Origin of the sequence: Variovorax sp. J22P240, assembly GCF_030316855.1 — a bacterium.
In the GTDB taxonomy this organism is placed as follows: domain Bacteria; phylum Pseudomonadota; class Gammaproteobacteria; order Burkholderiales; family Burkholderiaceae_C; genus Variovorax.
This window is the reverse complement of record NZ_JASZYR010000025.1, coordinates 1-23,278: the sequence shown is the minus strand read 5'-3', so window position 1 is coordinate 23,278 and position 23,278 is coordinate 1. Positions and strand designations below refer to the sequence as shown.

The window sequence follows — 23,278 nt, the reverse complement described above, 5'->3', positions numbered from 1 at the left end:
ACCTCATGGCCATTGCCCTCGATCGCTTCGGCTTCAACACCGTCACCATGGGGGGAGAACTCGGCCACAAGCTCGAGTGCATGAAGGCGGCCGGCTTCGCTGGTGTCGAGTTGTGGGCGCGGGACCTGATCAATCATCCGGCCGGCGTCGAGAAGGCTGCGCAGTTGGTGAAGGACAGCGGCCTGAAGGTCACCGACTTCCAGCCGCTGCGCGACTTCGAGTGCGCGCCCGACGCCATGCGCCCGCACCGGCTCGAAATGGCGCGTGAGCAGTTGCGGCAGATGTCGCTGGTCGACACCGACATGCTGCTGTGCTGCTCGACCACCTCGCCGCTCGCGATCGATGACCCCGATCGCGCAGCGGAAGACCTGCGCACCCTGGCCACTCTGGCCACGCCGCTCGGCATCCGCATCTGCTACGAGGCGCTCTCCTGGGGCCGCCACACCAAGCGCTGGCACCAGGCGTGGGACATCGTGCGCCGCTGCGATCGGGAGAACGTCGGCCTCAACCTCGACTTCTTCCACATGTCGGTGCATGGAGACGACACCGCCGAAACGCTCGAGCAACTGGCCGAAGTACCGGTGGAGAAGATATTCCTCGTGCAACTGGCCGATTACTTCTTCGAGTACAGCGACCGCCAAGCCGACATGATCGAGCTCGCCCGACACCAGCGCCTGTTCCCGGGCGAAGGCCTGCACGACGTGCGCGACATGGTGCAGTTGCTCGAGGACAAGGGCTATCGTGGCCACTACACCTTCGAGGTGTTCAATGACGACTACGTGAATTCCGACCCCGTGGTCATCGGCCAGCGTGCGATGAAGAGCGCGCGCTGGATCAGCGAATCGCATGTTGCCGGCGGTGTGCCGGCGTATGCCAACCAAGGAACATCATGATCTCCGGCAAGACCACCCTCATCGCCCACCTCGGGTACCCCACGGAGAGCTTCAAGGCTCCCATGATCTACAACCCCTGGTTCGACAAGCAGGGCATCGACGCGGTCGTCATGCCGATGGGCGTCAAGGCCGAGGACTACCCCGAGGTGCTGGCCTCGGTGTTCCGCCTCACCAACATCCGCGGGGCGCTGGTGACCATGCCGCACAAGATCACGACCATGTCGCTGGTCGACGAGGTCACGCCCACCGCGAAGATCGCCGGTGCGTGCAATGCGATCCTGAAGCGGCCCGATGGCACTTTGCTGGGCGACCAGTTCGATGGCGCGGGCTTCGTGCGCGGCGTGCTGCGCAAGGGCCGTGCGCTCGATGGTGCGCGTGTGCTGGTGTCGGGCAGCGGCGGTGTGGGCTCGGCCATCGCTGCGTCGCTGGCTGCGGCAGGCGTCGCCGAGATGGGGCTTTACGATTTCAACGCTGCGTCGTCGGAAGCGCTCGCAGGTCGGCTGCGCACGCACTACCCCAAGTTGAAGGTCACCACCGGTTCCAGCGATCCGGCCGGCTACGACGTGATCGTCAATGCGACGCCGCTGGGCATGAAGGAGGGCGATCCGCTGCCCTTCGATGTCAGCCGCATTGCGCCGACCACCTTCGTCGGCGAGGTTGTGATGAAGAGCGAATACACGCCGCTGCTGCGCGCCGCTCGCGACAAAGGCTGCATCGTCCAGGTCGGCACCGACATGCTGTTCGAGATGATCCCGGCCTATCTTGAATTCTTCGGCTATGGCACCGCCACGCCGGAAGACCTGCGGGCCGTGGCAACGCTGGCCTACTGAGCACTTCCATGAGCATCTTTGAAGGTTTTCTCTCGACGTCCGAAACCCTGGCCGCATTCAGCGACCGCAATTTCGTCGACGCCATGCTGCGCTTCGAGGCCGCGCTCGCGCGCGCGCAGGCGCAGGTCGGGCTGATTCCCGAATCGGCCGCGCATTCGATCGTCGGCAGCTGCAAGGTCGAGCTGTTCGACGTTGCCAAGATCGTGCGCGACAGCGGCCGCGCGGGCAGTGTCGCGATCCCGCTGGTCAAGAGCCTGAAGGAAGCCGTGGGCCTCTTCAATGCCGAGGCGGTGCGCTTCGTGCATTTCGGCAGCACCAGCCAGGACGTGATCGACACGGCGATGGCCCTCGTCACGCGCGAGGCGGTCGCGCTGGTCGAGGAAGATCTCTCCAAGGCGGCGCAGGCGCTGCTGCAGCACGCGCAGCGCTATGCCACCGCACCCATCCTGGCGCGCACGCTGATGCAGCCTGCGTCGGTGACCAGCTTCGGGTTCAAGTGTGTCGGCTGGGCGGCGCCGCTGGTGCGCAGCAAGGCTCGCCTTGCCGAAGCGGCCGGGCGGGCGCTGAATGTGCAGCTGGGCGGTGCCGTCGGCACGCTCTCGCAAATGAAAGGGCAGGGGCCTGAAGTTCGCCGCCACATGGCCCAGGCGCTGGGCCTGGGCGATCCCGGCGCGACCTGGCACACGCAGCGTGACGAATGGATCGCGCTCGGCTGCGAACTGGGGCTCATGGTCGGCAGCCTCGGAAAGATCGCGAAGGACATCGCGTTGATGGGCCAGTACGAGGTCGGCGAACTCGCCGAGCCCAGCGAGCCGGGGCGCGGCGGATCGTCGGCGATGCCACACAAGCGCAACCCGGTGGCTTCGATGGTCGCGCTCGCCGCCGCGCAACGGGCGCCCCAGCGCGTGGCAGCGCTCTTGAGCGCGATGCCGCAGGAGCACGAACGCGCTCTCGGCGCCTGGCAGGCCGAACTGGCCGAGTGGCCGCAACTGTTGATGTCCGCGCATGGCAGCGTGCGCGCGCTCGCGGGGGCATTGCCCGGGCTGCAAGTGGACGTCGAGCGGATGCGTTCCAATATCGAACGCCTGCGCGCCGAATTGCCGCGCGACGCCGCGGACGAATGGTTCGATGCGGCATTGGCCGAGCCGGCCGGCGCGATCGCGCTGGCGCAGGCCTTGGCGCTTCAGGCTCAACTCAACACACCGGACACCGCACGATGACTTCCCCCGAAACACCGGCCAACGCCTCCCTGGATTCGTACGAAGGCGGCCTCGTCAACCGCCGCCGCGTGCTCGGCGACGCCTGGGTCGACAAGTCGCTCGCCAACCGCAACGCCTTCAACAGCGAGTTCCAGGAACTCATCACGCGCCACGCGTGGAACGACATCTGGGGCCGCGCCGCGCTGGGCGACAAGACGCGCCGCTACATGGTGCTGTCGATGATGCTCGGCATTCACGCCTATGAAGAGTTCGCGATGCATGTGCGCGCGGCGCTCGACGGTCCACCCGAATCGCGGCTTACGCCCGACGACATCAAGGAAGTGATCATGATGGCCGCGATCTATTGCGGCGTGCCCGTTGCCAATCATGCCTTCGGCATCGCGACGGGCATCCTGCGTGAAAAGGGCCTGCTCGCGGACGCACCGAAGTGACCGGGGCTGCCGCGCGCAGCGGCATCTCCTTCGCGTTGCTCTTGCCGCTGCTGCTCGCCGCCCAGCCGGTGGCGACCGACAGCTATCTCCCGGCGCTGCCGGCCATTGCGCAGGATCTCGGTTCCGCCAGCGCCAGCCTCACTGTTTTCGTTCTCGCCTTCGGCTTCGGGCAGTTGCCTTGCGGTCCGCTGTCGGACCGCTTCGGTCGGCGCCCCGTGCTACTGACCGGTCTCGCCATCTATGCGCTGGCAGCGCTCGGCTGCGCGGTGGCGCCGGGCATTCCCATGCTCGTGGCTTGCCGTGCGTTGCAAGGCTTTTCGATGGCGGCGATTCTGGTTTGTGCGCGCGCGGCGGTGCGTGATCTCTACCCGGCGCACGAAGGGCCTCATGTCATGGCGCGCGGCCTGACGGGGCTCGGCGTGGTGGCACTCATCGCGCCAGTGCTGGGCGCGTACGCGGTGCAGGCGACGGGCTGGCGCTGGGTCCTCGGTGGCATGGCGGTGTATGCGCTCGTGTTGTGGGCGTTGTGCTTGCGCGGCTTTGCCGAGACCCGGGTCAGGTCGTCCGATCCGTCCGCGCCGAAGGGCAGCGTTCGCGAGGTTTTCGCGAGCCAGAGCTTTCGCGCCTGGGCCTCCGTCTCCGCTGTGACCTACGGCGGCCTGTTTTGCTTCCTGCTGTTTTCGCCGATGGTCTACATCAGCTTTCTCGGGCTTTCGCCAGGCTGGTACGGCTGGATTCCGGCGGGCGGATCGCTGGTCTACATCTTCAGCACCACGATGTGTCGGCGTCTGCTGACGCGCCATGGCGCCGTGCGCACGGTGCAGATGGGCTCGCTGCTGAGTCTTGCCGGCCCGCTGGTGCAGGCGCTGGGATGCTGGATGTTGCCGATGTCGGCTTGGCCGCTGCTGCTGGGCCACGCGATCTACTGCGTTGGCCACGGCATTCACCAGCCTTGTGGGCAGGCCGGCGCCGTCGGCGAACTGCCGCACCTGGCGGGGCGCGCCGTATCGTGGTCAGGTTTTGCGATGATGGCGGTCGCGTTCGTCGTCGGGCAGATCGCCGCGAGTTTCGTCAATCCCCAGTTCAGCAACGGCGCCTGGCCGATGGTGGTGCCGATGGCGCTGGCCGGCGTCACCCTGGTGCTGATCGCCTACTTGTGGCTGCCACGTCTGCAACTCTCCCATTCACGAAAGGAAACTCCATGACCCGTTTGAACGTTGTGCGCGAGGGCAATGGCCCGATCGTCGTGCTGAGCCACGCGCTGGGCTGCGACCTCCACATGTGGGACGGCGTCGCAGCCTTGCTGGCGCGCGCCCATACGGTTGTGCGCTACGACCACCGCAATCACGGTGCTTCCGAAGTCATCGCCGGACCGCTCACGCTGCAGACGCTGGCCGACGATGCGGCCGAGGTGATCGAGCGCGAGGCGCAAGGCGAGCCGGTGCATTTCGTCGGCTTGTCGATGGGCGGCATGACCGCGCAGGCGCTTGCGCCGAAGCATCCGAAGCTGCTCAGGAGCGTCGTCATCGCGAACTCGTCGGCGCACTATCCCGATGCTGCGCCCTGGCGCACGCGCGTGGAGACGGTGCAGGCGCAAGGCGTGGCTGCCATCGCCCCAGGTGCCGTGGCACGCTGGCTCACGCCGGAATACGTCTCGACGCCGGAAGGCGCCGCAGCCGCGGTGACGCTGCACGACGCCCTGGTGGGTACCGATGCGGCCGGCTACATCGCGAGCTGCAATGCCGTCGCGGCCATCGACTTTCGCGAGAGCAACCGTCGCATCTCGGTGCCGACGCTGGTGATCGCCGGCACGCGCGACGAGGCCACGCCGCCCTCGATGTCCGAGGCGATGGTGGCGGCGATCCCGGGGTCGCGTCTCGCCACGATCGAGGCCGCGCATCTGAGCGCGGTCGAGCGGCCGGTGGAGTTCACTCAGTTGCTCGTGGATTTCTGGCGCAGCCTGTGATGCGCTGCAGCCGCGGCGCTCAACTGCCGCGGTAGGTCGAGCAACTCCACGGCGTGCACAGCATCGGCACGTGGTAGTGCTGTTGCGTGTCGAAGATCGCGAAGCGCACCGGCACCGTGTCGAGGAAGGGCGTGTCGTTCCCTCCCGGCTGGCGCCGGAAGTAGTCACCGACGTGGAAGAGCAGTTCGTATTGCCCGGTGCGGGCCGCGTCGGGCGCCAGCACCGGCTGGTCGGTGCGGCCGTCGGCGTTGGTGGTGATGCTCTTCACCAGTTTCCAGCGGTCGCCTTCGCGCACTGAGAAGTCGATGCGCATGCCGGCGCCGGGACGCCCGGTGCCGCTGTTGAGTACATGGGTGGATATGCCGGCCATGGTCCTTGTCTCCTTATGCTGGTTATGAGCCGCGGTAGTACGAGTAGCCCCACGGCGTGAAGAGGATCGCGAGGTGGATGCGTTCCGCCGGATTGGCGATCAGGAAGCGCACCGGCACCTGCGCGAGGAAGTTCGGCTTGGGCAGCGCCGTGCCGCGCGCCGCGAAATAGTCCTCGACCTGCAGCAGCAATTCGTAGCGGCCGGGCTGGTAGCTTTGGTCGACCAGCAGCGGCTCGTCCGTGCGTCCGCCGCGGTTGGTTTCGAAGCGGCGCAGCACGCGGTAGTCGTTGCCGTCGTGCATCGAGAGCTGCACCTTCATGCCGGCGCCAGGGCTGCCGTTGTGGGTGTCGATCGCGTGCATCGTGAGGCGCGGGCTCAGATTGATCTGCGAGACCGGTGCCGTCGTCAGGCCGGCTGGCGCGTTCTGCGCAGCCGCAGTGCCCGCGGCCAGGCTACCGAGCGCGAGGCCTGCCGGCAGGAAGGCGCGGCGGGTGAGGGTGGGGGAAGCCATGGTGTCTTGTCTCCTGTCTCTTTGTTCCGCGCTGCTACATCACCGGTGACGCCAGCAGCCGGCCGAGCCGCAGCCGCGTGATGATCGCGATCTGCTCCAGCGCGGCTGCGAGTTCGGTGTCGGTATCCCGTTCAGTGCGCGTGCGCAGCGCCTCGAAGATCTGCGCCCGGGTGTTGGCGAGCACGGCGATCACGAAGGGAAAGCCGTGCTTCGCCGCATACGCGGCGTTGAGCGCGCGCAGCGTCTGCAACTGGTCGCGGCTGAGCGCGTTGAGGCCGGCCTGCTCCGTGGTCGAATGGCCGGTCATGGTGCCGGCCTGGGCCTCCTTGCCCGCCAGTTCCGGATGCATGCGCAGGAAATCGATGCGCACTTCGCGGGACGTTGCGCGCACCACGCCCATCATCGTGCGGTGCAGGTGGTCGATGCTTGCGAAGGGGCGCTCGGCCCACGCACTGGTCGCGACCCACGGCGAGTGTTCGAACACACCGCCCAGCGCGGCGACGAAGCGCACGCGGTCGAGCTGGTTGATGTCGGCCAGCGTCAATGCCGGCGTTTCGAAAGCAAGTACGGCGCTCATCGGGCCACCGCCTTCTTCACGAAGCGCGGCACGAACGCGATGATGAGGATCGCGGCGCAGATTTCGACGGCAGCCACGATGAAGAGACCCGGCGAGAGCAGGCCGGTCGACGCCTTGATGGCGCCCAGCATGGAGGGCGCGCCGAAGCCCGCGAGATTGGCGATCGAGTTGATCAGGGCTACGCCGCCCGCTGCGGCGGCGCCGGCGAGGAAACGGCCCGGCAGCTGCCAGAAGACGGGGATCGCACTCATGGTGCCGACGATGGCAAGGGTCTGTGCGGCCAGCGCGAGCATTGGGCTCTGCTTCATGAAGAGCGCGGTGAGTGCCAGGCCGACTGCGCCGAGCGCCGCCGCGAAAGCGCAGTGCAGTCGGCTCTCCTGATGGCGATCGGAGTGCAGGCCGTTGTAGATCATGCCGACCGCGCCGCAGAGGTACGAGAAAGCCATGATCCAGCCGACGGTCGCGGGATTGGTGAAGCCCACTTCCTTGACCACCGACGGGCCGAAGAAGGTCAGCGACGAGTTGGCCGCGATGATGCAGAAGAAGATCAGGATCAGCAGCCACATGCGGCGGTCCTTCAGCGATGCGATGAGGCTCTCTTCGCGATGGCCGAGCGCCTTGCCGTCGCGCGCCAGGTCCTCGTGCACCAGGCGGCGCTGTTCGGCCGAGAGCCACTTGGCCTGCTCGGGGCGGTCGGTCAGGTAGAACCAGGTCACGAAGCCGGCGATGACCGAGGGCACACCTTCGATGAGGAACACCCACTGCCAGCCCGACCAGCCGTTCAGGCCGTGCAGGTTGTTCATGATGCTGCCGGCCAGCGGGCCGCCGAGAACACCCGCGATCGCCGACGCCGACATGAAGATGCCGAACGCCTTGGCGCGCCGCTCGCTCGGGTACCAGTAGGTCAGGTACAGGATGATCCCGGGATAGAAGCCGGCCTCGAACACGCCCATGAGGAAGCGCAGGAAATAGAACATTGCCGGCGTCTTCACGAACATGGTCGCGACGCAGACGATGCCCCAGCCGATGGTGATGCGCATGATCGTCTTGCGCGCGCCGATCTTCTGAAGCAGCAGGTTCGACGGCACCTCGAAGAAGAAGTAGCCCAGGAAGAAGATGCCGGCGCCGAGGCCGTAGACCGCTTCGCTCCAGCCCAGTTCGTCGAGCATGGTGAGCTTGACGAAGCCGACGTTGACGCGGTCGATCCAGGCCAGCACCCAGAGCGCGAAGATGAAAGGAATGATGCGCCAGGTGATGCGGCTGTATGCCGCGTCGAGCGCGCTGGGCGCAGCGGTGGGCGCTGCGCGTTGCGGGATTTCCAGGGTGGCCATGAACAAACTCCTTGGCGGGTCAATGAGGGTCTCGAAGGGGTCTGGGGATTGGGCCAGCCGACACCCCGACCTGTCGATACCGCCGCGGCATGCGAATCGCTATAGACTGCATCGGACATATCGATAGACAGCGACTACGGGAAAACACCATGCAACGCGGCGTTGATCTGCTCGACGGTCATCTGCTGCGCGTGCTCGCCACGGTGGTGGAAGAGCGCAGCGTGTCGCGTGCCGCTGCACGTCTGCGACAGACGCAGCCAGCGGTGAGCGGCTCGCTCAAGCGCTTGCGCGAGATCTTCGGAGATGCACTGTTGGTGCGCGACGGCACGACCATGGTGCCGACCGCCCGTGCAGCGGGACTTGCGAGTCAGGCGCGACGGGCGTTGAGCGAGCTGGAGGCACTGCTGGTCGAGCCCGATGAGTTCGTGCCGGCCCACGCGGAGCAGCGCTTCCGCATCGCATCGCCCGACTACATCGCGCCTTCGTGGATCGCGCGCCTCGCGCAGCACGTGGGCATCGAGGCGCCTCATTGCCGCATCGAGCTTCGTGCGCTCGGCCCCACCTTCGACTTCGAACGGGCGCTCGGCGATGACGAACTCGACCTCGTCATCGGCAACTGGCCTTCGCCACCCGAGCACCTGCACATCTCCTTGTTGCTGGAAGACGAGTTGGTCTGCCTGATGGCGCGTGACCATCCGTTGGCGCAGGGCGCGACGCAGGTCAGCGAGGCGGACTATCTGACTGCGGGGCACGTCGTGCCGGTCCCGTATGCGATGGCGCAGCGCGGCGTGGTCGAGACCTACCTCGGCGAGCGGCGTCTCGGGCGCGATGCGCGCGTGCAGGTGCCTTACTTCGGACTGGCTCCGTCGATCGCGGCCAGCACGCAGCTCATCTTCACGACGGCGCGCCATTTCGCCGAGTACCACGCGCACCTGTTGCCGCTGGCGTTGCTGAAGGCGCCGGACGGTTTTCCGCGCATGCGCTTCTATCAACTCTGGCACGACCGTGTGCACCATTCGCCGGCGCACCGTTGGCTGCGCGGCCTGGTGGCGCAGTTCGGTCGGGAACTGGTCGATCGCGAAGGCGCAAAGCCTGTGGGGTGATCGCCGCCGCGACGGTTGAAAGTTGGACGGGCGGCCTCATCATTCGTCCCATGCCTACCCAACTTCAAATCGATTTCGTATCCGACGTGTCCTGCCCGTGGTGTGCCGTCGGCCTTGGTGCGCTCGAAGCCGCTCTCAGGAACGTTGCGCCGGACGTGACTGCCGAACTGCGCTTTCAGCCTTTCGAGCTGAACCCGCAAATGCCCCGCGAAGGCCAGGACGCCTTCGAGCATCTGAACCAGAAGTACGGCTCCAGCCGCGAGCAGCAGGCGCAGGCGCGTGAAGCGATCCGTGCGCGAGGCGCGGCCGTCGGCTTCGAGTTCAGGCGTGAAGGGCGCTCGCGTGTCTACAACACTTTCGACGCGCACCGACTGCTGCACTGGGCCGAACTGGAGGATGTGGCGAAGCAGGTCGCATTGAAGAAGGCGCTGCTCAAGGCATGCCATACCGATGGCGAGAATCCGTCAGACCCTGCGGTGCTGGTGCGCCTCGCGAGTGAGTCTGGGCTTGACCCGCAAAGGGCGCGAGCAATCCTCGATAGCGATGAGTTCGCAGGCGAGACTCGTGAGCGCGAGCGGCTCTACACGGATGCCGGGATTCATTCGGTGCCGGCCATCATCATCAACAACCAGCATCTGATCTCCGGTGGCCAGCCCGTAGAGGTCTTTGAACGCGCCTTGCGCCAGATTGCTGGCGCTGCCCCTTCTAATCTCGCTGTCGCTTGACTGGCTAGTTCTTCAGGCGGCGTGCCCTGTGCCGGCCGACGACGCTGAGACGTTGGGGTTGAGCCAAGAGTCAGTCCGGCAACAGCAGAGAACGCTGCCCCTCCACTGTCTCCCGCAAGAAATCCCAAGTCGCCTTCATCCGTGCCAAGTGCCGAGTCTCAGCAGGTACAGACATCCAGAACGTGCGCGTGAAGTTGGCTTCATCCGGCAGCACCCGACGCAATGACTTGTCGCGTTCGGCAATGAATGCCGGCAACACCGCGATCCCCGCGCCCGCCAACGTAGCCTGGTGCTGTGCCAGGATGCTCGTGCTGCGCAGCGCAAATGAATCCGGCCTGTAGAGTTCGTCGAGGTACTGCAGCTCCTTGCTGAAGAGCAAATCGTCCACATAGCTGATGAAGGTGTGCCCGCGCAAATCGTCGCGCGTGCGAATCGCTCCGTGTTTCGCCAGATAGGGCTTCGATGCGTACAGGCGCAGCACATAGTCCGTGAGCTTGGTCACCACCACCGGTCCGCGCGCTGGCCGTTCGAGCGAGATCACGATGTCCGCTTCGCGCCGCGACAGATGCACCAGCCGAGGCATTGCCAGCAGATCGATCACCAGCTTCGGATGCTGCTGGGCGAACAGCGCGAGATGCGGCGCCAACACGATCGTGCCGAAGCCTTCCGTCGCGCCGATCCGCACCAACCCCGACAACCCTTCGTCCGACGTAGGCGTCGCGCTCTCGACCGTGAGAAACGCACTCTCCATCGCCTCCACCTGCGGCTGCAGCCGGCGGCCCGCTTCCGTCAGCCGATGCCCATCCGCCTCGCGCGAAAAGAGGGCCGTGCCCACCTGCTTCTCCAGCGCCTGGATGCGCCGCGCCACCGTCGTGTGGTCGACCGCCAGCCGCCGCGCAGCGCCGACCAGCGTGCCCGAGCGCGCAAGCTCCAGAAAGTAGCGCAGGTTGTCCCAATCCATGATGTGCAATTATGCAGATCGCGGGTGCGTATTTGTCTATTGCTAATGCAAAAGTGCAAAGCTAGCATCCCCCTCCTGCACCCCCCAATCAGGAGACAAAGTACATGGACGCCACCACCACGCCCGCGACCAAAATCGCCACCGTCAAGCTGCTCATCGGCGGCAAGTTCGTCGAATCTAAAACCACCGAGTGGCGCGACATCGTCAATCCGGCCACGCAGGAAGTGCTCGCCAAAGTGCCCTTCGCCACGCAGGCCGAAGTCGACGCCGCCGTGGACTCCGCCAAGGAAGCCTTCAAGACCTGGCGCAAGACCCCCATCGGCGCGCGCGCCCGCATCTTCCTGAAGTACCAGCAGCTCATCCGCGAGAACATGGCCGAGCTGGCCGCGATCCTCACGGCCGAACAGGGCAAGACCTTGCCCGATGCCGAGGGCGACGTTTTCCGCGGCCTCGAAGTGGTCGAGCATGCATCGGCCATCGGCAACCTCCAACTCGGCGAGATGGCCAATAACGTCGCCAACGGTGTCGACACGTACACGCTGCTGCAGCCGCTCGGCGTCTGCGCAGGCATCACGCCTTTCAACTTCCCCGCGATGATCCCGCTGTGGATGTTCCCGATGGCGATCGTCACCGGCAACACCTTCGTGCTCAAGCCCTCCGAGCAGGACCCGATGGTCACGATGCGCCTGTGCGAACTCGCGCTCGAAGCCGGTATCCCGGCCGGCGTGCTCAACGTCGTGCATGGCGGGGAGGCCGTGGTCAATGCGATCTGCGACCACAAGGACATCAAGGCGATCTCGTTCGTCGGTTCGACCAAGGTCGGCACGCACGTCTACAACCGCGCCACGGTCGCCGGCAAGCGCGTGCAATGCATGATGGGCGCGAAGAACCACGCCATCGTGATGCCCGACGCCAACAAGGAGCAGACGCTCAATGCGCTGGCCGGTGCGAGCTTCGGCGCCGCGGGTCAGCGCTGCATGGCCGTGTCGGTCGCGGTGCTGGTGGGCGATGCGCAGAAGTGGGTGCCGGATCTGGTCGCGAAGGCGAAGACGCTGAAGATTGGCGCCGGTACCGAGAAGGGCGTGGACGTCGGCCCGCTGGTGTCCTGCGCGGCGTACGACCGCGTCAACGGCCTGATCGAACGCGGCTTGGCCGATGGCGCGACGCTGGCACTCGATGGCCGCAAGCCCACCGTCCCCGGCTACGAGAAGGGCAACTTCGTCGGCCCGACGGTGTTCGCCGACGTCAAGCCTGGGATGACCATCTATGACCAGGAAATCTTCGGCCCTGTACTGTGCCTGGCGAACGCCGACAGCATCGACGAAGCGATCGAGTTGATCAACGCCAACCCGAACGGCAACGGCACCGCGATCTTCACGCAGTCGGGCGCGGCGGCGCGTCGCTTCCAGGAAGACATCGACGTGGGGCAGGTCGGCATCAACGTGCCGATCCCGGTGCCGGTGCCGATGTTCTCGTTCACCGGTTCGCGCGCATCGAAGCTTGGCGACCTGGGTCCGTACGGCAAGCAGGTCATCATGTTCTACACGCAGACCAAGACGGTGACCTCGCGCTGGTTCGACGACAGCACGGCGCACGGGCTCAACACGACGATCAGCCTCAAGTAAGCTCGTCCGCATGGACTTCGAGCTAACTGAAGAGCAGCGGGCCTTTGCGCACACGGCGCGCGAATTCGCCCAGGCCGAATTCGCGCCGCATGCCGCCCAGTGGGACGCGGAAGCGATCTTCCCCAAGGACGCGATCGCGAAGGCCGGCGAGTTGGGTTTCTGCGGGCTCTATGCGCCAGAAAGCATCGACGGCCTGGCGTTGCCGCGCCTCGATGCGACGCTGGTGTTCGAGGAGATGGCGGCGGTGGATCCGTCGACCACCGCCTTCATCACGATCCACAACATGGCGACGTGGATGCTTGGCACATGGGGCGGCCCCGCGGTGCGCGAGCGCTGGGGCGCGGACCTGACCAGCGGTCGCAAGCTGGCCTCGTACTGCCTCACCGAACCGGGCGCCGGATCCGACGCCGGTTCGCTCAAGACGCGCGCCGAGCTGCAAGGCGATGAGTACGCCATCAACGGTGGCAAGGCCTTCATCTCGGGCGCGGGTTCGACCGACGTGCTGGTGCTCATGGCGCGCACGGGCGGTGGCGGCGCGAACGGCATCTCCGCCTTCGCGGTGCCGGCGGACGCGCCGGGCATCAGCTACGGCAAGAAGGAACACAAGATGGGCTGGAACAGCCAGCCCACCCGCACCATCAATTTCGACAACGTGCGCGTGCCGGCGGAGAACCTGCTGGGCAGCGAAGGCGAGGGCTTCCGCATCGCGATGAAAGGCCTCGATGGCGGGCGGATCAACATCGCGACATGTTCGGTCGGCGCCGCGCAGGGGGCGCTCGATGCGGCCCGTCGCTACCTGCACGAGCGTCAGCAGTTCGGCAAGCCCCTGGCGAGCTTCCAGGCGCTGCAGTTCAAGCTCGCCGACATGGCGACCGAACTGGTCGCCGCACGCCAGATGGTGCGGCTCGCCGCGAGCAAGCTCGACGCGGGCCATGCCGACGCGAGCACCTATTGCGCGATGGCCAAGCGCTTCGCCACCGATGCCGGCTTCAACGTGTGCAACGATGCACTGCAACTGCACGGCGGCTATGGCTACCTGAGCGAATTCCCGCTGGAGCGGCTGGTGCGCGACGCGCGCGTGCACCAGATCCTCGAAGGCACCAATGAAATCATGCGCGTCATCGTCGCCCGCAAGCTCCTCGAGGGCGACAGCGACATTCGATGAACCTGCCAAGAAACATGACTGACCCCGTCGTCCTCTTCAAAGAAATCAAGGCATCCAACCGCAAGCGCTTCGGCGTCGCCACCCTCAACGCGCCCGCTTCGCTCAATGCGCTGTCGGTGGAAATGGTGCGGCTCCTCATTCCCCAGCTGCGCGCATGGGCGCAGGACGAAGGCGTCGTCGGCGTGCTGTTGGACGCGAGTGGCGAGAAGGCCTTCTGCGCCGGCGGCGACCTGCGCCAGCTCTACCAGACGCTGCTCGAATGTGGGCCTGCGCGCAACACCTACGCCGAGAGCTTCTTCAGCGAGGAGTACGAACTCGACCACCTGATCCACACCTTTCCGAAGCCCTTCCTGTGCTGGGGCCACGGCATCGTGATGGGGGGCGGCGTCGGCCTCATGGCGGGCGCCTCGCACCGCGTCGTGACCTTGCAGAGCCGCATCGCGATGCCCGAGATCAGCATCGGCCTCTACCCCGATGTGGGCGGCAGCTGGTTCCTGCGTCGCACGCCGGGCCGGGTCGGGCTGTTCCTCGCGCTCACGGCGGCGCCGCTCAACGCGGCGGATGCGATCTTCTGCGGCCTGGCCGACATCGTGGTGCCGCAGGAGCGCAAGTCGCAGTTGCTGGAAGCCATCTCCGCCCATGCGTGGAAGGGCGAAGCCAAGGTCGACCGGGCCGCACTGTCGCGCCTTCTCGCGCAGGCCGGTGAAGGCGCAGAGAAGCAGCCGTCCAAGGTGCGCGAGCATTTCGACACCATCAACGAACTCATGGCCGGCGACGACCTGCTCGACATTGCGAGGCGCCTGCACGAACTGAAGTCCGACGATCCTTGGCTGCAGAACGCCGCCAAGACCTTCGCCAAGGGCGCGCCCAGCTCGGCCGCCCTGTCCTTCGAACTCTGGCAGCGTGTGCCGCGCATGTCCTTGGCCGAAGTGTTCCGGCTGGAGTACTGGGCCTCGCTCGGCTTCTGCGCCCACAAGGATTTCGCGGAAGGTATCCGCGCAGTGCTGATCGACAAGGACCGCACTCCGCGCTGGAGTCCGGCGACGCTCGAAGAGATCACGCCGGAGTTCATCGAAGACCACTTGCGGGTGCGCGCCGAAGGCCCGCACCCGCTCGCCGCGCTCGTCTGAGCCGACCTCACAAAACCAACGGAGACACTCACATGAAGATCGCATTCATCGGACTGGGCAATATGGGCGGCCCGATGGCATTGAACCTGCATAAGGCCGGACATGCGGTCAGCGCCTTCGACCTGTCGGCGGACGCATGCAAGAAGCTCGGCGCGGACGGCGTAGCCATCGCCAAGTCCGCGGCCGACACGCTCACGGGTGCCGAGGTGGTGATCAGCATGCTGCCCGCGAGCCAGCACGTCGAGGCGCTCTACCTCGGCAGCGACGGCAAGCCGGGGCTGCTCGAAAGCATTCCCGCCGGCACGCTGGTGATCGACAGCAGCACCATCGCCGCCGCGACCTCCCGCAAGGTGGCCGAGGCAGGCGCGAAGCGTGGCGTGGCCGTGATCGATGCGCCCGTGTCGGGCGGCACCGGCGGTGCCATCGCCGGCACGCTGACCTTCATGGTCGGTGGTTCGGAAGCCGACCTCGAACGCGCCCGGCCCGTGCTCGAGAAGATGGGGGCCAACATCTTCCACGCCGGTGGTGCAGGCGCAGGCCAGACGGCGAAAATCTGCAACAACATGCTGCTCGGCATTCTGATGATCGGCACGTCCGAGGCCATCGCGTTGGGCGTTGCCAACGGGCTTGATCCCAAGGTTCTGTCCGAGATCATGCGGCGGAGTTCGGGCGGCAACTGGGCCCTCGAGAAGTACAACCCGCTGCCCGGCGTGATGGAGGCTGCTCCGGCCTCCAAGGGCTATGCCGGCGGCTTTGGCACCGACCTGATGCTCAAGGATCTGGGGCTCGCCCAGGAGAACGCCGCCGCAGTGCGCGCCGCCACGCCGCTGGGCGGACTGGCGCGCAATCTCTATGCCGCGCACAGCCTGGCCGGACATGGCGCGCTCGATTTCTCGAGCGTCATCAAGCTTGTGCAGCCCAAGTCAACTTGATGCGCGGGGTTGCAGGGAGCGACTAGGCGTCACCTCGCCCGGCGCGAATTGAACACTGCAGTGAGCAAGGTCTGCCAGTCAGCACCCTCGGGCCTGCGCGCCAACACCGGGTTCAGTCGACCGTCGATCAACAACATGGCGAAGCCGTGCACCAGCGACCACGCCGCGACCATCGTCGCGCTTTGATCGGGAGTGACCGGCGCACCCGCTTCCTGCGACAAACCAAGGCGCCCGGCAGCGGCACCGGCCAGCGCCTGTCGGGCCAGCTCGATCGCCTCTCGCAAGGCGGGCCGCTCCATGTCGAGTCGCTCGCTGCGAAACATCAGCAAGAACATCGCCGGATGCTCGCGCGCGAAGGCGACATAGGCGTGGCCGATGGATTCGAATCGCTCAGGCGAGGCGACGGCATGGCCAGCAGCCGCCAGCTGCAGCGCATCGGCGAACTGGCGAAAGCCTACTGCCGCCAGCTCGCTCAACAAGCCGGTCAGGTCATCGAAGTGATTCTTGGGCGCCGCGTGCGAGACACCGGCCGCACGCGCGGCAGCGCGCAACGTCAGACCTTCCAGCCCTTGGCTTTCAAGGATGTCCTGTGCCGCTGCGAGCAGGGCGGCATGCAGCGCGCCGTGGTGATAGGGGGCAGCAAGGGGATTGGGTCGCCCGCGAGATGCAGATGCGGGTTCGCGCCGGGTCTTCGTGGCGGGGGCGGGCATGGCGGGCGTAGGAGGGCGACGGTGCGCGTTGATGTTGACGGCGTCAATTTTACTTGACTTCGCTTCTGAACAGTTTTCCAATTCGAGTGTTGACAGCGTCAATATCAACTCCAAGGAACCTGCAATGACCCAGGAAACCCCTCCCCGGCGCGTGAACGGCGCCCCGATCACCTTCGAGGCCGAAGCCGCCTTCTTGCCAATCGTGGGCCAACTGCCCGCCGGCCTGAACGGCACGCTGTACCGAAACGGCCCGAATCCCCAGTTCCCGAGCGCCGATGCGCACCTGTTCGGCGGCGACGGCATGTTGCATGCCTTCGAACTGGCGAACGGGCGCGCGAGCTATCGCAACCGCTGGGTCCGCACTGCCCACTGGAAGGCCGAGCACCAGGCCGGCCGCCGTCTGTTCGACGGCTTCGGGCTACCCAAAGAGGGTGATGGCGCTGCTGCGGGAGTAGCGGACGAGGGCGTCGCCAACACACATGTCGCATGGCACGCGGGTCGGCTGCTCGCATTGGAAGAAGCTCACCTGCCGATCGAGATCGATCCCGTCACGCTCGCCACGCGTGGGCCTTTCGACTTCGGTGGTGGGTTGAATGGCCCCTTTACCGCACACCCCAAGACCGATCCGGTGACCGGCGAGATGCTCTTCTTCGGCTACGGCACCACCGGGCCGCTGTCCAGCGGCATGACCTACGGTGCCATGGATCCGGCAGGCCATGTCACGCGATTCGATTGCTTCGAGGCGCCGTACGCGAGCATGGTGCACGACTTCGCCGTGACCGAGGGCCACGTGCTGTTCCCCGTGCTGCCGCTGTCGGCCAGCATGGCCCGCGCGCAGCGGGGCCTGCCGCCTTTCGCGTGGGAGCCTGAACTCGGCGCTCGCGTCGGCGTGATGCCGCGCGACGGCCGCGTCGAGGACATCCGCTGGTTCGAAGGCGATGCTGGCTATGTCTTCCACGTGATGAATGCATGGGAGGAGCAGGACGACAAGGGCGCCCACCGCATCGTGGCCGATGTGATGCGCTACGACGAACCGCCGCTGTTTCCTTATCCCGATGGCCGGCCGACCGATCCGCAGCGCAGCGTGGCACGACTGTGCCGTTGGACTTTCGATCTCTCGGCACCCGGCAACCGATTCGAACAGCAGCCGCTGGACGACCTCGCGGGCGAGTTTCCGCGCATCGACGAACGCCGAGCCGGATTGCCTTACCGCCACGGCTGGTACGCCTGCCAGCGTGAGGCTCGCTACGGCGCGGGCAACGAAGGCCTGGCGCACTACGACGCCGTGACGGGCCATCGCACGCTGCATTACCTGCCGCCGGGCGATCGCGTGTCCGAGCCTGTGTTCGTCCCGCGAGCGCCGGATGCGCCAGAAGGCGAGGGCTGGTTGCTGGCGACCGTCTACCGCGCGGCCGAATGCCGCAGCGACCTGGTGGTCTTCAATGCGCAGGCGCTGGTCGATGGTCCGATCGCCACCGTTCAGCTTTCACACCGGGTGCCCTCCGGCTTTCACGGAAGCTGGCTGCCTGCCCGTGGCTGATGCCGGCTTCGGCGGCGGTTCAGAAGGCCAGTGTCGGATTGCGCCGTGCTTCGTCTCGCCGACGCTCCTCTCGCACGAGGTCGCAGCGCGGGTGCCTCGTGTATTCCGGCTTGTCGCAATGCGCGGCTTCGCAACGGGCGGCAAAGATGAAATTGAGAGTCTCGCATCCGGCCCTGGGATCGAGTGCCATTGCGCGAGCGGGCGGGGCGGCGCGCGGCGGCTGCCTCCGCTCGGGCGAAGGGGGCGGCGGAGCGGACACGACCGGAGGGTGCACCGGCGCCGCGGCCGGACCTGGTGGAACCTCGACTTCTCCCGCGGCCAATGAGGTGCCGAGCGGCACGGGCTCCAGAGGCTTGGCCGGCTCCCGCACCTTTGGCGCCGCCGTGACAGTTGCCGTTGGCGGGCCGGACGGGGCAACAGGCGCTGCGCGCAGAACCTTCGCCGTTTCCGGTGCATGCAAGGGTACTTTGCGTGTCACATAGGCAAACCAGCCGAGGAAGCCGAGCGCAATAGCGAGTATCAGCACGCCGATGTGAATCCAGAACCTGCGCATTTCGGCAGACATCATGATGCGGCCCGGGCCGTCCGCAGCGTCCGCAGCGTCGGCAGCGTCGGCAGCGAACGACTCGCCACCCGCCTGCCTCAGCTTCATCGAATCCAGCAAAGAAGGTCCAGTGGCCGCGAAGGTAGGCAACTTGCGCGCGCAGCCATGGCAGAACATCGCGGCGTCGCGGTTTTCGGTATTGCAGACAGCGCAAATCACCGGCATTAGTTGCTCTCCAGAAGCGTGAAAACGCAATCCTTCGAATTTGCGCATTCCGGCGGTGCGATGTCTGCCAGCGGCCGCCTACTTTTTGCCCGTGGTCGCGGTCAGGTCGGTCATCGTGAATTCGACAGATGCGTAGACTCTACGCACATTCTCCGAATCCGGATCCCGTCATGAATCGCGTCAGCCCGACTTGCCGCGGGCGGCCTTCTTTTCGGCGCGTGGAGCGTCCGCGCTGCCGGGACCACCGGCGCTGTGCAACTGGTCGAGCCCCAGCAAGGCATCGACATACGACATGAACCGGCTCAGGTACTCCGGCGACACGTCGCGCATCAACCGGAGCGATCGGTGCACGAGATGGTGCGAGTTGAGCGGGCCGGCATTCTGCGGCACCGTCGCCTGGGATTGAGTCAGCCGTCGATCGGCGCTGAGCCGCGACCAGGTGCTTCTGAACTGCGTGAGCGTCTTCAGTTCATCCCTTGTCGCCGGATCGTCACCCAGCGGCGAAGCATGTTGGCCGATGTGATCGACGAGCGCTCCGAGCGCGCCGCGCTGGCGCTGCACCTTCGCGTTCTGCTTCGCGGTGCCACCGTCGGAGGGCGGGGCCTTTTCGAGATCCCCGGCATACGCCGCAAGCAGTCTGGCGACCTTGCCGTCGAGGATCCGCCGCGCTTCACCACGGTGCGTGGCGGACCGCTTGGCCAGGGCCTCGATGAAACGAAAGCGGACGGGGTCGAAGCGATGATCGCCACGGCGGCGCCGTGCGTCGATCATCGCGAGGGCGTCGCTCGCTTCGTCGCTACTCACGGGAATTCACGTGGGAGTTGGAAGGCCTCGGCGTGGGCGCCATCTCGACTCGCCGATTCTTCGACCGACCTTCGGCATCGGCATTCGACGCCACTGCCTGCTCGGAGCCGAACGCTGCGGCAAAGACCGAGGACGATGGGATGCCTTCTTCGATCAGCGACCGCGTCACCGTCAGGGCGCGTTGTGCGGACAATTCCCAGTTGTCGGCGAACTGGCGGTTGCCTCCGCGCACCTGCCGGTCGTCGGTGAAGCCGCTCACCATCAGGATTTCGTCGCGGGCCTGCAGGTATGCGGCCAGCGGCCCGGTCAGGCTCCTCAGCAGTTGCCGGCCTTCGGGCTGAAGCTCGGCGGAGTTGACCGCGAACAGCACGCTTCCGCTGATGCCGATGCGCCCGTTGTTCAATGTCACCCGGCCTGCCGCCAAAGGCCCGGCCAGTGCTTTTTCGAGTGCCTGCAGACGCTGCGCCGCCTCTTGCCGCTGCTTGACCTCGGCCTCCAGCTTGGTCGAGAGATCCAGTTGCATGCCGACCACGCACACCAGGATCAGCACGAAGGCCCCCAGCAGCCCCGACATCAGGTCGCCGAAAACGGCCCATACGGGCACGGTCGGCTCCACGCCGGCGTCGAGCTCCTCTGTCATCACGCTTCGCTGCCTGCCGTTGAACGGTTGCTGGCGAGTTGCTGCAGGTCCTCGACGATCTGCTTTTGCGACATGATGCTCAGGTCGATGACTTCACGCGCCTGCGCCACGTAGTAGTCCAGTTGCTCGTCACTGCGCGCGATGGACTTGCTGAGCGCACCTTCGATGCGCTGCAGATGCGTCACCAGCTTGTCGTTCGAATCGCTGAACAACTGCACGCCGAAGCCGAATGCCTCCCCGAGGCTCGCCACTTCGACGGCGCTGCCGGTGATGTGTGCGGCGACCTCGGCCATCTTCCCGGTTTCCGCCTCGACCTTGTCGTTGAAGCGCGTGCCGACACGGTCCATCAGTTCCGCCGACGCGCCGACCAGCGCATCGATGGCCGAGCGCTGTTCGGTGGAGGCATGGTTCACGGCGCTGAGCAGAGTCTCCAGCGTTTCGAGAATGCGGCTGCGCTCCTCCAGCATCGCGTTGTCGCGCGCCATGCTGTCGGACAGCTTCTGGCGCAGTTCGGCGATGACTTCGGCGGCGGCGCGAGGCGCTTCCGAAGCGGCTTGCATGAGCTGGGCGATTTCGGCGATCGTGTTTTTCGCGTGCGCCTCGGATTGCGTGGAGATGTCGCGCGCGGTCTCGGCCAGCGTCCTGCAGATTTCGTGCTGCTGGCTCTCGGTGCGCGCGCCCGCCTGCTGCCATTCTTGCTGGAGCGATGCGGCCATGGCCGCAAGCGCCTGGGTCCAGGCGCCCAGGCGTTGCGCGTCGCGCGACGCCATCTCCGTCTGGAGGGTCGCGTGCGCCTCGTCGACCGTGCGCAAAAGCGAAGTCGAATGCTGCTCGAAGGTCGCCGCAGCCGCTGCCAGGGCGCCTTGCGTGCCCTTCGACAGGTTCTCGCTCACGCGCTCGTGCTGCGCCAGGGCGTTGCCCCAGGTGTCTGACACGCTGCCGACCGCGGTCTCCAGGCGGGCAGAGACGCCGTCCACGAGCGATGCCGAGCGCTGTTCAAAAGTCTCGGCGAAGCGGTCGAGCGAGGTGCGCAAATCCCTGGACAGCGCTTCGCTCGTGCTCTGATGCCCCGCGAGCGCGGTCTTCCAGAGGTCCGCCACCGTGGCGGTGCTGGCCTCGAAGCGGCTCGACAGGCCATCCAGTTGCCGTTGCACGCCGTGCTCGACGGTGTGGTGCAGCGAGGTGGCTTCGCGCGCGATGCTCGCCATCGTCGCTTCGACGACCGGCTGGATCGTCGCGCTCGCGGCCCGGGCGCTTTCGGTCAGGCTCTCCTTCAGTGACTGGTCGACGGAGGAGGCAAGGGTGGCGTATGCGGCCTCGGCCTTGTCGTGGAAAGTGTCCTGGTTGGTGATCAGTCGTTCGTTCAGCGCCTGGCTCTGCCGCTCCATCGTCGCCATCATGGCCTGCAGCCGGTCGATCAGTGCGGGCATCAGCTGACCCTGCTGCTGCAGCAGCTTGAAGGATTCCTCGCGCTGGTGGGCCTGTGAGAAGACGCGCAAGGTGCTCGCGATCCGCGTGTCGAGCAACTGCGCGGTCTGGATTCTGTCGCGCCGGCACAGGGCGGAGACAAGGCCCAGCATCGCAGACGCGGCCACGCCGGCCAGCGAGGTGCCGAACGCCACGCCCAAGCCCTTGACGGGTGCAGCCAAGGAGGCGCGCATGCCTTGCAGATCCGATGCGTTTTCGAGCGCCGTCCCGGTGCCGTTCAGCGTGACGACCATGCCGACGAAGGTGCCCAGCATCCCGAGTAGCACCAGCAGCCCTGCGAGGTAAGGCGTCAGGGCCGGGCCCGGCAGGCCGACGCGCTCACCTTCGACGCGCAGGCGCACTGCATTCCGCAAGGAGGGATGCAGCTGGTCGAGCCATGGGCCCAGGCTCGCCGGGGGCGCGGTCAAGTCCGCGACGGCATGCGTCAAGCCGGACGTGGCTTGGTGGAAACGATGCAGCTCCAGCGCGCCCATCAGGTAGAAGGCACCGATGAGCACGGTGATCGCCAGCGCCAGCGGGTTCGAGCCGATGTAGCCGACGCCGACCCAGCAGACGGCGGCCAGGCCGACGAAGAAGGCGGTGAAATGAAGAAATCTGGTCATGAAGGCCTGGTTAACTCACGCGAAGGGCTTCGAGCAGCCCTTCGACCGGTTGAAATCGAATGTCCAATTCAGCGAGCAACACGCCTTGCATGTCCTTGCGGAACACATCCAGCCACGCGCCGGGGTGAACCCCGCCGACGGACTCGGCCGCGGTGACTGCGGCGACCTGCGCTGTCTCGTCGGCCTTGCGCAAGCGCTTGAAGTGCTTTTCGAGCAATGAGGGCACGGTCGACAGCAAGCGGTGCTCATGCACACCCAGCGCCTGCTCCATGACGGCGTCCACCGCGGCCAGACGGGCCATTGCCGGCGATCCGGCCGCCAGCCTGGCTCGCAGGCGCTCGCGCAGGGGGCCGACGCTCGCCTCCATCGCCTGTTGCCGGGAGAGGTAGCGCTGGCGGTAAGGCGAGAAGTCCGCCGCCGCTTCCATCGGCGCGGCGATGGCGTGCACCAGGGTGGCGCGCGCGCGGGTGCATTCGCTTTCTTCGGCGCTCAGGGGAACTCGTGCGCCGGAGGGCGCCGTCGCGGGACCGCCATCCAACGCCCCGGCCAGGGAGATGGCGTCGGTCCAGCTGACCCACTGACTCAATCGATCCGCGAAGGCTTGTTTGGGTTCGGGGACGCCGGTGTCGGCCAGCCGAGCGAGCAAGCGAATGAGCGCCGAGCCGGTGAAACCTGTGCGCCGTGACACTTGCACCATGCTGCCAAATTGGATAAACCCGGCAGTCTACACTGCCCGGCTCGCCGCACGACTTGTTACCGCCTGCAGATGCCGAGCACCAGTTCCTGCTCGGTGCAGGGGCGGGCAGGCGCTGGCGCCCTGGTCGAAGTCGGCGTGCCAAAGCCGCTCTGGCCGGCAATGCACGCACGCAAGCGCTTTTCCATCGGGCCGTAGTAGCGCCACCCCTGGCTCAGCGCAGGGAGCTCGAGCTTCACCTGCTTCCACTTGGGATGCCCG

Annotated in this window: 24 protein-coding genes and 1 pseudogene; 13 read left to right on the top strand and 12 right to left on the bottom strand. The window is 66.4% G+C overall.

Annotated features, from left to right (window positions below):
* Window positions 1-5 precede the first annotated feature (5 nt).
* From QTI24_RS30030 to QTI24_RS30005, 6 genes are read left to right on the top strand one after another with little or no spacing between them, the layout of a single operon-like run.
* Entirely contained in the window at window positions 6-893 is an 888-nt protein-coding gene (locus QTI24_RS30030) for a sugar phosphate isomerase/epimerase family protein (RefSeq protein WP_286605459.1), read from the top strand.
* Window positions 890-1,723 (top strand): shikimate dehydrogenase family protein, encoded by an 834-nt coding sequence (locus QTI24_RS30025; protein WP_286605457.1) that lies wholly within the window; start codon window positions 890-892, stop codon window positions 1,721-1,723. Before QTI24_RS30030 ends, QTI24_RS30025 begins: the two co-directional genes overlap by 4 nt.
* An 8-nt stretch (window positions 1,724-1,731) precedes the next feature.
* Window positions 1,732-2,943, top strand: coding sequence for a 3-carboxy-cis,cis-muconate cycloisomerase (pcaB, locus tag QTI24_RS30020; RefSeq protein WP_286605455.1), 1,212 nt, complete (start codon window positions 1,732-1,734; stop codon window positions 2,941-2,943).
* Window positions 2,940-3,374, top strand: a complete 435-nt coding sequence (locus QTI24_RS30015; RefSeq protein ID WP_286605454.1) for a carboxymuconolactone decarboxylase family protein — start codon at window positions 2,940-2,942, stop codon at window positions 3,372-3,374. The genes pcaB and QTI24_RS30015 overlap by 4 nt, the downstream gene beginning before the upstream one ends.
* Complete coding sequence (locus QTI24_RS30010; RefSeq protein WP_286605452.1) at window positions 3,371-4,579, top strand: multidrug effflux MFS transporter; 1,209 nt, start codon at window positions 3,371-3,373, stop codon at window positions 4,577-4,579. The genes QTI24_RS30015 and QTI24_RS30010 overlap by 4 nt, the downstream gene beginning before the upstream one ends.
* Window positions 4,576-5,340 (top strand): alpha/beta fold hydrolase, encoded by a 765-nt coding sequence (locus QTI24_RS30005; protein ID WP_286605450.1) that lies wholly within the window; start codon window positions 4,576-4,578, stop codon window positions 5,338-5,340. The genes QTI24_RS30010 and QTI24_RS30005 overlap by 4 nt, the downstream gene beginning before the upstream one ends.
* A 19-nt stretch (window positions 5,341-5,359) precedes the next feature.
* Here QTI24_RS30005 and uraH (QTI24_RS30000) read toward each other — a convergent pair whose 3' ends face one another.
* From uraH (QTI24_RS30000) to QTI24_RS29985, 4 genes are read right to left on the bottom strand one after another with little or no spacing between them, the layout of a single operon-like run.
* Window positions 5,360-5,710, bottom strand: coding sequence for a hydroxyisourate hydrolase (uraH, locus tag QTI24_RS30000; RefSeq protein ID WP_286605449.1), 351 nt, complete (start codon window positions 5,708-5,710; stop codon window positions 5,360-5,362).
* Window positions 5,711-5,732: 22 nt separating this feature from the next.
* The gene (gene uraH, locus QTI24_RS29995) at window positions 5,733-6,221 is read right to left on the bottom strand and encodes a hydroxyisourate hydrolase (RefSeq protein WP_286605448.1); all 489 of its coding nucleotides are present in this window, start codon (window positions 6,219-6,221) and stop codon (window positions 5,733-5,735) included.
* A 34-nt stretch (window positions 6,222-6,255) separates the two neighbouring features.
* Complete coding sequence (uraD, locus tag QTI24_RS29990; RefSeq protein ID WP_286605447.1) at window positions 6,256-6,798, bottom strand: 2-oxo-4-hydroxy-4-carboxy-5-ureidoimidazoline decarboxylase; 543 nt, start codon at window positions 6,796-6,798, stop codon at window positions 6,256-6,258.
* Window positions 6,795-8,129 carry an MFS transporter gene (locus QTI24_RS29985; RefSeq protein ID WP_286605446.1) on the bottom strand — a complete coding sequence of 445 codons (1,335 nt, stop codon included), beginning with the start codon at window positions 8,127-8,129 and terminating at the stop codon, window positions 6,795-6,797. The genes uraD and QTI24_RS29985 overlap by 4 nt, the downstream gene beginning before the upstream one ends.
* A 149-nt stretch (window positions 8,130-8,278) precedes the next feature.
* On the opposite strand from QTI24_RS29985, the gene QTI24_RS29980 reads away from it, so the two are divergent.
* A complete protein-coding gene (locus QTI24_RS29980) occupies window positions 8,279-9,232 on the top strand; it encodes a LysR family transcriptional regulator (protein ID WP_286605445.1) in 954 nt (317 codons plus the stop codon).
* Window positions 9,233-9,282: 50 nt separating this feature from the next.
* Window positions 9,283-9,957: a DsbA family oxidoreductase gene (locus QTI24_RS29975; RefSeq protein WP_286605499.1), complete on the top strand. Its 675-nt coding sequence runs from the start codon at window positions 9,283-9,285 to the stop codon at window positions 9,955-9,957.
* Between the two features lie 70 nt (window positions 9,958-10,027).
* On the opposite strand, the gene QTI24_RS29970 is transcribed toward QTI24_RS29975, so the two are convergent.
* A complete protein-coding gene (locus tag QTI24_RS29970) occupies window positions 10,028-10,918 on the bottom strand; it encodes a LysR family transcriptional regulator (RefSeq protein ID WP_286605444.1) in 891 nt (296 codons plus the stop codon).
* A gap of 104 nt (window positions 10,919-11,022) precedes the next feature.
* On the opposite strand from QTI24_RS29970, the gene QTI24_RS29965 reads away from it, so the two are divergent.
* The 4 genes from QTI24_RS29965 to mmsB are packed head-to-tail and all read left to right on the top strand — an operon-like array spanning window position 11,023 to window position 15,770.
* Complete coding sequence (locus tag QTI24_RS29965) at window positions 11,023-12,543, top strand: CoA-acylating methylmalonate-semialdehyde dehydrogenase (protein ID WP_286605442.1); 1,521 nt, start codon at window positions 11,023-11,025, stop codon at window positions 12,541-12,543.
* 10 nt (window positions 12,544-12,553) lie between these two features.
* Entirely contained in the window at window positions 12,554-13,708 is a 1,155-nt protein-coding gene (locus tag QTI24_RS29960; RefSeq protein WP_286605440.1) for an acyl-CoA dehydrogenase family protein, read from the top strand.
* 14 nt (window positions 13,709-13,722) lie between these two features.
* Window positions 13,723-14,838: an enoyl-CoA hydratase/isomerase family protein gene (locus QTI24_RS29955; RefSeq protein WP_286605438.1), complete on the top strand. Its 1,116-nt coding sequence runs from the start codon at window positions 13,723-13,725 to the stop codon at window positions 14,836-14,838.
* A 32-nt stretch (window positions 14,839-14,870) separates the two neighbouring features.
* A complete protein-coding gene (gene mmsB, locus QTI24_RS29950) occupies window positions 14,871-15,770 on the top strand; it encodes a 3-hydroxyisobutyrate dehydrogenase (protein WP_286605436.1) in 900 nt (299 codons plus the stop codon).
* Between the two features lie 29 nt (window positions 15,771-15,799).
* Here mmsB and QTI24_RS29945 read toward each other — a convergent pair whose 3' ends face one another.
* The gene (locus QTI24_RS29945) at window positions 15,800-16,480 is read right to left on the bottom strand and encodes a TetR-like C-terminal domain-containing protein (RefSeq protein WP_286605434.1); all 681 of its coding nucleotides are present in this window, start codon (window positions 16,478-16,480) and stop codon (window positions 15,800-15,802) included.
* Window positions 16,481-16,604: 124 nt separating this feature from the next.
* Here QTI24_RS29945 and QTI24_RS29940 point away from each other — a divergent pair, with 124 nt between their 5' ends.
* Entirely contained in the window at window positions 16,605-18,020 is a 1,416-nt protein-coding gene (locus tag QTI24_RS29940) for a carotenoid oxygenase family protein (RefSeq protein ID WP_286605432.1), read from the top strand.
* A 19-nt stretch (window positions 18,021-18,039) separates the two neighbouring features.
* Here QTI24_RS29940 and QTI24_RS29935 read toward each other — a convergent pair whose 3' ends face one another.
* From QTI24_RS29935 to QTI24_RS29910, 6 genes and pseudogenes are all read right to left on the bottom strand, one after another.
* On the bottom strand, window positions 18,040-18,672 hold the full coding sequence (locus QTI24_RS29935) for a hypothetical protein (RefSeq protein WP_286605430.1): 633 nt from the start codon (window positions 18,670-18,672) through the stop codon (window positions 18,040-18,042).
* 297 nt (window positions 18,673-18,969) lie between these two features.
* Window positions 18,970-19,593 carry a DUF2894 domain-containing protein gene (locus tag QTI24_RS29930; RefSeq protein WP_286605429.1) on the bottom strand — a complete coding sequence of 208 codons (624 nt, stop codon included), beginning with the start codon at window positions 19,591-19,593 and terminating at the stop codon, window positions 18,970-18,972.
* On the bottom strand, window positions 19,586-20,233 hold the full coding sequence (locus QTI24_RS29925; RefSeq protein WP_286605428.1) for an OmpA family protein: 648 nt from the start codon (window positions 20,231-20,233) through the stop codon (window positions 19,586-19,588). The genes QTI24_RS29930 and QTI24_RS29925 overlap by 8 nt, the downstream gene beginning before the upstream one ends.
* Window positions 20,233-22,323 (bottom strand): DUF802 domain-containing protein, encoded by a 2,091-nt coding sequence (locus QTI24_RS29920; RefSeq protein WP_286605427.1) that lies wholly within the window; start codon window positions 22,321-22,323, stop codon window positions 20,233-20,235. Before QTI24_RS29920 ends, QTI24_RS29925 begins: the two co-directional genes overlap by 1 nt.
* Window positions 22,324-22,333: 10 nt before the next feature.
* Window positions 22,334-23,020: a DUF3348 domain-containing protein gene (locus tag QTI24_RS29915; protein ID WP_286605426.1), complete on the bottom strand. Its 687-nt coding sequence runs from the start codon at window positions 23,018-23,020 to the stop codon at window positions 22,334-22,336.
* 56 nt (window positions 23,021-23,076) lie between these two features.
* Window positions 23,077-23,278 (bottom strand): annotated as a pseudogene (locus QTI24_RS29910) (TAXI family TRAP transporter solute-binding subunit); the annotation flags it as partial.

Coding starts and splice junctions, on each gene's coding strand:
- QTI24_RS30025 (WP_286605457.1), top strand. CDS start 890: ATGATCTCCGGCAAGACCACCCTCATCGCCCACCTCGGGTACCCCACG.
- QTI24_RS29975 (WP_286605499.1), top strand. CDS start 9,283: ATGCCTACCCAACTTCAAATCGATTTCGTATCCGACGTGTCCTGCCCG.
- QTI24_RS29970 (WP_286605444.1), bottom strand. CDS start 10,918: ATGGATTGGGACAACCTGCGCTACTTTCTGGAGCTTGCGCGCTCGGGC.
- pcaB (WP_286605455.1), top strand. CDS start 1,732: ATGAGCATCTTTGAAGGTTTTCTCTCGACGTCCGAAACCCTGGCCGCA.
- QTI24_RS29980 (WP_286605445.1), top strand. CDS start 8,279: ATGCAACGCGGCGTTGATCTGCTCGACGGTCATCTGCTGCGCGTGCTC.
- QTI24_RS30015 (WP_286605454.1), top strand. CDS start 2,940: ATGACTTCCCCCGAAACACCGGCCAACGCCTCCCTGGATTCGTACGAA.
- QTI24_RS29935 (WP_286605430.1), bottom strand. CDS start 18,672: ATGAAGCTGAGGCAGGCGGGTGGCGAGTCGTTCGCTGCCGACGCTGCC.
- uraH (WP_286605449.1), bottom strand. CDS start 5,710: ATGGCCGGCATATCCACCCATGTACTCAACAGCGGCACCGGGCGTCCC.
- QTI24_RS29955 (WP_286605438.1), top strand. CDS start 13,723: ATGACTGACCCCGTCGTCCTCTTCAAAGAAATCAAGGCATCCAACCGC.
- QTI24_RS29940 (WP_286605432.1), top strand. CDS start 16,605: ATGACCCAGGAAACCCCTCCCCGGCGCGTGAACGGCGCCCCGATCACC.
- QTI24_RS29925 (WP_286605428.1), bottom strand. CDS start 20,233: ATGACAGAGGAGCTCGACGCCGGCGTGGAGCCGACCGTGCCCGTATGG.
- QTI24_RS29985 (WP_286605446.1), bottom strand. CDS start 8,129: ATGGCCACCCTGGAAATCCCGCAACGCGCAGCGCCCACCGCTGCGCCC.
- QTI24_RS29915 (WP_286605426.1), bottom strand. CDS start 23,020: ATGGTGCAAGTGTCACGGCGCACAGGTTTCACCGGCTCGGCGCTCATT.
- QTI24_RS29920 (WP_286605427.1), bottom strand. CDS start 22,323: ATGACCAGATTTCTTCATTTCACCGCCTTCTTCGTCGGCCTGGCCGCC.
- uraH (WP_286605448.1), bottom strand. CDS start 6,221: ATGGCTTCCCCCACCCTCACCCGCCGCGCCTTCCTGCCGGCAGGCCTC.
- QTI24_RS29945 (WP_286605434.1), bottom strand. CDS start 16,480: ATGCCCGCCCCCGCCACGAAGACCCGGCGCGAACCCGCATCTGCATCT.
- QTI24_RS29965 (WP_286605442.1), top strand. CDS start 11,023: ATGGACGCCACCACCACGCCCGCGACCAAAATCGCCACCGTCAAGCTG.
- QTI24_RS29960 (WP_286605440.1), top strand. CDS start 12,554: ATGGACTTCGAGCTAACTGAAGAGCAGCGGGCCTTTGCGCACACGGCG.
- QTI24_RS30030 (WP_286605459.1), top strand. CDS start 6: ATGGCCATTGCCCTCGATCGCTTCGGCTTCAACACCGTCACCATGGGG.
- mmsB (WP_286605436.1), top strand. CDS start 14,871: ATGAAGATCGCATTCATCGGACTGGGCAATATGGGCGGCCCGATGGCA.
- uraD (WP_286605447.1), bottom strand. CDS start 6,798: ATGAGCGCCGTACTTGCTTTCGAAACGCCGGCATTGACGCTGGCCGAC.
- QTI24_RS30005 (WP_286605450.1), top strand. CDS start 4,576: ATGACCCGTTTGAACGTTGTGCGCGAGGGCAATGGCCCGATCGTCGTG.